Source organism: Bacillus cereus group sp. BfR-BA-01441, assembly GCF_022663075.1.
Lineage (GTDB): Bacteria > Bacillota > Bacilli > Bacillales > Bacillaceae_G > Bacillus_A > Bacillus_A cereus.
Genome location: NZ_JAKUEU010000147.1, coordinates 1 through 6,256, shown reverse-complemented (window position 1 = coordinate 6,256; position 6,256 = coordinate 1). Strand labels below are relative to the sequence as shown.

The following is a 6,256-nucleotide window of genomic DNA, read 5'->3' as shown; positions in this document are numbered from 1 at the left end:
TCTACAATCACACTAAAAGCTGGTATCGAGCGCGCGTTACTTGAAGAAGTACCAGGCGTTATCGAAGTAGAACAAGTATTTTAATTAAAAGCGGAAGCGGCTCGTTCAGAATCGCCTTCTAAAAGGAGACCAAATTTGGTCTCCTTTTTTATTCAAATCACATTTATCCGTTAACATCATAAAACAAAATTGGAAATCCTTCTCAAAAAATGCGATAATTAATACTATATAGTGAATCGTTCACACATATACAGTAAAAAAACATAGGGGGACGACAGATGCCAAAAATGGGGAACACTTTTGTAACAATTCAAGAACTAGAAAAGAAAAAAGAGTATTTATTAGGCCTTTCATCCGTTATACCAACATGGAATACAAGCTATCAATTTTTATTTAAAGAAATCCAGCAAGAATTATTGGGTAAAGTAAATGAAAAGCTCGAAAGGCATCAATTCGTTTTAAATATATGTACAGATCAACAGGTAGGGGCATAATGTATTACATAAAATTGTGGTATATAAAAAAGAGACCTCACTCGGTCTCTTTTTTATATTTTTAAGATAACCAATCTAATTTTCTAATCCCGAGCTTATCTACTGGTAAACGAAGTGAGCCATAAAAGTACTTCATAAATTGCTCTGAGCGGTTTACATCGTGTAAAATGGCTTCTAAGCGATCTCTATATATGCTTTTTTGTTCTTCGTTTCCAGTTTGATAATATCGTTCGACCGTTTCAAAATAGTGAAGCGGGAACAGGAGCCTTGCAAATAATAAACGCCAACCAAATGAGGACAGCGAGTAATTCCGTTCATAATCTGTAACAAATTGAACGATTGTTTGATCCCAGTCTTTCTTTTTTTCAATCATCATATAGCGAATCCATTCTGCTATATCTCGAGTTGGGTGATCATACACCCAATCAAAAGGGAGTTTGAGACGCTTCGTTTGATGCCATAATAAAGGTGTGAATCGTTCTTGGCAAATTGTCGCTGCATCCGTTAGTTGCGGCGTATCATCCATTTCTGTATCAACAACATATTGAATGGCATTTTCTGCAACTCCTAAGTAATACGGGAAGGATTCAATAAACAATTGATCGAATACGTCTGTAGGGTGGTTCATCACTTGTGATTGCCAAAACTTTTCTAACTGATCGAGTCTCTTTTCCCATAACGCTTTCCATTCACCAATGCGGCTTAATTGCTCGATTTCTTCTGGAAAGAATGCACCTCGTTTATGGAATATAGAAAGTTCACTTCCTAATGACGTAGCATGTCGTTCTAACGCTCGCATACCTTTTAATAAGCAGTAATTTTGTTCTTCTATCTCACTTACATAGTAGCCGTGTATAGTTGGAACGAAAGTCGCTACAGTTATATCCCCTTGCTGGTTCATATAGTCACTGAGCTTTTTCATCTCTACAAGTACTTCTTCCTCCATTTCTCCAATTGGAACAAGTACATAAATTTTGTTGCGAATCCAAAAGCTTTTATAGGGGCCAAGGGGGATTAATTCTTTAACATGCATGTGATAATGCTCATAAATATGCTGAATCATCGCAGTCGCCACCTATGGTTTTTCTTTATATATATGAGCTTGTGCTCGCCTTTCATTCCTATGCACATGATAAAGCAACGAAACGTATACAAATACTAAAAAGAAAAAAAGGTGATAAACATGAAAGAATCAAATCAACTACAAGAAAGAGCATTACAACTATTACAAGAACGTGGTGTAACAATTGACGATATTGCTGAACTTGTTCATTTTCTTCAAAAAAAATATCATCCAAATTTAGAGATGTCAGAATGCCGTTACAATGTAGAACGTGTACTATCAAAACGTGAAGTACAAAACGCACTGATTACTGGTATCGAGCTTGATGTCCTTGCTGAAAAGGGAATGCTAAGTGAACCGTTACAAGATATTGTAAAACGTGATGAAGGCTTATACGGAATTGATGAAGTTATCGCACTTTCTATCGTGAACGTGTACGGCTCTATCGGTTTCACGAACTTTGGATATATTGATAAATTAAAACCTGGTATTTTAGAATACTTAAATGATAAATCAACTGGAAAGGTGCATACATTCCTTGATGATATCGTTGGCGGAATCGCTGCCGCTGCTTCAAGCCGTTTAGCGCACCGAGCTGAGCACTCAGAATAATAATGTTTTCTAGGCCGTCAGTTTCATGCTGACGGCCTTTCGTATTCCATAAGCATAAATTCTCTTCCGCGACTCAAAAAAATAGTCCCTTGTTTAAATCCGATATTTTTATATAACGTAATCGCTCTTGTATTAAATGTTGCTACGCTTAATCGAAACATTTTTGCATTAAACTCTTTCGTGGCAAACGCTATTCCAGCTTGGAAGAATTCTTTCCCTATTCCCTTCCCAGTTAACGCCGGCTTCATGCCAAGTCCGATATCAATCACATCTTCTCCACCATATAAATTAGCATCTCTTCCACCTGGCACTTGTGCATTTGCTCCAAAACAAAAATAACCGATGAGGTCTCCTTGATCGTCACAACAGCCATAATACGTTCCATCTAATAGCTCTTCTATTACTTCTTTCTCGCCTGAAAAACTATATAAACTATAAGGTTCCTCGTACGTCCACGTATTTATCTTCTTTGCTTCTTCTATCGTTAACTTATGTATATCCACTTTCTCTTTCCCCCTATTATATTTCTATTAACAATATTCGATATTCATCTTATAATTCATCTTTCTCAATATATTTTTTAAATTTATCGCTTCATTTTTATGGAAGATTTTTCTTATTATGTTACGATTAAACAGAATCATTACAAATAAGGTGGTGACAATTTGAATTACTTTTCTTATCTCTCCTCGGAAGAACGGCAAAATTTTTTCTATAAAGAACCTCTTAGTTTTTCAAAAAATATAGGGAAAGAACAACTAGCTTACGCACTAGGCGCCACACTATATACTCCTGGCACGAAAGAAACGATTGCGGAAGATATAATTAGAAAGAAACATGTGGATGCTACCTCAATTATTCTTTGTCTAGAGGACGCTATCAGCGATGAGGAAGTAAAACTTGCAGAGCAAAACATCGTCGTTCAAATACAGCAAATCGCTAACTTAGTCAGTGCCAACATACTAAATCAAGCAGACATCCCGCTTCTTTTTATTAGAGTTCGACAGCCAAGTCAACTGAAGACAATTGTTACTGAATTAGGTAGTGCTGTTCATTGTTTATGTGGTTTTGTCTTTCCAAAATTCACACCGATTAACGGAAAGACTTATATCGATCAGCTTGCATATATAAACGAGTTATACTCATTATCGCTATATGGCATGCCGATTTTAGAATCCCCCGAAATTATGTATAAGGAAACACGGGCAGAATCATTATTACAAATAAAGGATTTACTAGATTCTTATCACGATTACATCTTAAATGTACGTATTGGTGCTACTGATTTTTCAAGTCTATTCAGTATTCGGCGCAATAAATACACACCTATCTATCATATTACCGTTGTCCGTGATTGTATTTCAGACATTATTAACGTTTTCTCAAGGGCAACAAATGAATATATTATTTCAGGATGTGTATGGGAATATTTTTCTAATGATCATGAAGAAGGGCTTATTCAAGAGGTATCACTTGACCATGCAAATGGCTTAATCGGAAAGACAGTTATTCACCCATCTCATATTAAAGTTGTACAGGCAATGCACATTGTCACAATGGAAGATTATTTAGATGCGAGATCAATTTTACAAAATGCAGATACGTATAATGGAGTGCTAAAAAGCAGTTTTTCTAACAAAATGAATGAAGTAAAACCTCATTATGGCTGGGCTCGCAAAACCATTTTAAAATCTAATATTTACGGGGTGCTACATGAAAACAAACAATTCACCGATCTCCTTATTACAAACGCAAAGCAACACGTATAACGTTTTAAATAATATACAAGTCCATGTAGAAGTACGTGATAATCCATATAATTTAGCGCTAGACAATCTTTTTCAAATGGCTGCGAGAATAAATAAGAAACGTAGTTTTTTATTTGTGAGTACAATCCTTGGAAAGCATCTTCCTATTAAACCTGCAGTCTCTCTATCAAGTGGAGTTGCTCTCGCTGCAAGATATTTGGAAATACTACATAATATTTCTCATCCATTTCAAAAAGAATTTTTAAATCTCATTTCATTAGAAATTGATGAAATCCCAGAGGAAGTATTTCGTTATCAATATCCTCTGCAAGAAGAAGTTGTGTTCATCGGATTCGCTGAAACAGCGACAGCACTTGGTCATTCTATGTTTCAATGCTTTCAAAATGCAAAGTATGTGCATACAACTAGGGAATCGATACCCCACCTAGAATCTGTCATTACATTTGAGGAAGAACATTCTCATGCAACATCGCACCGTTGTTATGTAGATGAAAGCTTTTTTCAAAACAACAACCCGATTGTTCTCGTAGATGATGAGATGACAACAGGAAAAACAGCATTAAATATTATTAGATCTATTCAAAATAAATTCCCACGAGAAGAATATATAATTGCTTCTTTATTAGACTGGCGTTCTCATACTAATAGAAAACAATTTAAACAATTAGAAGAAGAACTTCAAATTAAGATTCATGTTATTTCTTTATTAGAAGGCAGTATTCATACAACTGGTCAACCATTAAATATTGCAAAAACAGATATTCAAATTAAAGAAACAAAACCTGATTTCAAAAAGCATACCCTTACCTGTCCAAAATCACCCTATACATCAAATTATATAAAATATACTGGGCGATTTGGCATTTCAGCATATGAACAAAAGCACATTCATTCTTTCGCTCAAGAAGCAGGAAAAACTTTAAAAAGAGAAAGAATGGGAAAACGAACACTCTGTCTCGGAACGGGTGAATTTATGTATATCCCAATGAAAATTGCTGCTGAAATGGGTGAAAATATTTTATACCAATCTACAACAAGAAGCCCTATCCATCCTGTTTCAAATGATGTAAACTACGCCATTCATAATCATTTCTCATATCCAAGTCCTGAAAATTCTACTATTACAAATTACTTTTATAATATTTCACCTCATGATTACGATGAAGTATTTGTTTTTATTGAGCGTGATTTAGGAGAAGAAGCCCTGTTTCCTCTTCTACAGCAGTTACAAACAGTTATTCCTTTTATTCATATCGTCTCATTTTCAAATAGCATAGAAAAGGAAGGTTGATAATTATGGTAAAAGTAAATTCTCATATTAGTAGTTACAATCCAAATGATGCTATTTTTCTATTAAAAGATATTAGTGATTTAATGAAAGAAAGTTCCACGGAAACTAGAGAACAAGCAATTCAAGCTGGCACACATTATTCCGAAATGTTACCAATGGAATATAAACCATCTAAAGCGTATATGGATTTATTCTTTTCTTCCCTGCAACAATATAAACACAAACTAGCCATCGCTGTTGGAGTTGTCGCCGAACAGATTATACAAACTAAAGGAACTAACCTTGTCCTCGTTTCATTAGCTCGTGCTGGTACACCTATTGGCATTCTTATCAAACGCTACATACGCTATCAATACAACCTTGATGTACCTCACTATTGTATTTCTATTGTTCGCGGACGCGGTATTGATGAAAATGCACTCCATTATATTTTGGAACATCACCCTAAAGAAACAATTCAATTCATTGATGGGTGGACTGGAAAAGGTGCAATAAAAAAAGAATTAGAATATGCAGTACACACATTTAACGAACGAAATAATACACACATTTCTCATTGTATGGCTGTGCTTGCTGATCCCGGTTACTGTACTTCAATTTACGGTACACGTGAAGATTTTCTTATTCCTAGCGCTTGCTTAAATGCAACAGTCTCTGGACTAATTAGTCGCACTGTACTAAATGACACCTATATCGGTCCAAATGATTTTCATGGTGTTAAATATTATAAAGAGCTAGAACAAGAAGACTTATCAAATTTCTTCGTTGATGAGGTAACAGAGTTATTCCCTTCTGTTCATTCTCATATAGATAATCAATTACGTTATATTACTTCAACTTACACTGATCCCTCTTGGCAAGGGTTAAAAGATATACAGTCTATCCAAAATCACTTTGAAATTGACGATATTAACTTAATTAAACCAGGAGTCGGTGAAACAACTCGTGTATTACTCCGGAGAATACCGTGGAAAATTTTAATACGTAAGCAAAACAATCCCGATTTAAAGCATATTTTACTTCTCGC

Annotated in this window: 7 protein-coding genes and 1 pseudogene; 6 read left to right on the top strand and 2 right to left on the bottom strand. The window is 35.1% G+C overall.

Features of this window, described 5'->3' with window-relative positions:
• Positions 1-84: pseudogene (locus MR107_RS28825) on the top strand (NifU family protein); the annotation flags it as partial.
• Positions 85-278: 194 nt separating this feature from the next.
• The gene (locus MR107_RS28820) at positions 279-494 is read left to right on the top strand and encodes a hypothetical protein (RefSeq protein WP_001125507.1); all 216 of its coding nucleotides are present in this window, start codon (positions 279-281) and stop codon (positions 492-494) included.
• A 61-nt stretch (positions 495-555) separates the two neighbouring features.
• On the opposite strand, the gene yutH is transcribed toward MR107_RS28820, so the two are convergent.
• Positions 556-1,557: a spore coat putative kinase YutH gene (gene yutH / locus MR107_RS28815; RefSeq protein ID WP_078187102.1), complete on the bottom strand. Its 1,002-nt coding sequence runs from the start codon at positions 1,555-1,557 to the stop codon at positions 556-558.
• Between the two features lie 120 nt (positions 1,558-1,677).
• Here yutH and MR107_RS28810 point away from each other — a divergent pair, with 120 nt between their 5' ends.
• A complete protein-coding gene (locus MR107_RS28810) occupies positions 1,678-2,169 on the top strand; it encodes a phosphatidylglycerophosphatase A family protein (protein ID WP_000665103.1) in 492 nt (163 codons plus the stop codon).
• A gap of 23 nt (positions 2,170-2,192) precedes the next feature.
• On the opposite strand, the gene MR107_RS28805 is transcribed toward MR107_RS28810, so the two are convergent.
• Complete coding sequence (locus MR107_RS28805; protein ID WP_000351157.1) at positions 2,193-2,672, bottom strand: GNAT family N-acetyltransferase; 480 nt, start codon at positions 2,670-2,672, stop codon at positions 2,193-2,195.
• 162 nt (positions 2,673-2,834) lie between these two features.
• Here MR107_RS28805 and MR107_RS28800 point away from each other — a divergent pair, with 162 nt between their 5' ends.
• From MR107_RS28800 to MR107_RS28790, 3 genes are all read left to right on the top strand, one after another.
• A complete protein-coding gene (locus MR107_RS28800; RefSeq protein ID WP_025686784.1) occupies positions 2,835-3,938 on the top strand; it encodes an HpcH/HpaI aldolase/citrate lyase family protein in 1,104 nt (367 codons plus the stop codon).
• The gene (locus tag MR107_RS28795) at positions 3,883-5,229 is read left to right on the top strand and encodes a phosphoribosyltransferase family protein (protein ID WP_242293056.1); all 1,347 of its coding nucleotides are present in this window, start codon (positions 3,883-3,885) and stop codon (positions 5,227-5,229) included. Before MR107_RS28800 ends, MR107_RS28795 begins: the two co-directional genes overlap by 56 nt.
• A gap of 5 nt (positions 5,230-5,234) precedes the next feature.
• The coding region (locus MR107_RS28790; protein WP_242293055.1) for a cysteine protease StiP family protein at positions 5,235-6,256 on the top strand (1,022 nt) is incomplete at its 3' end.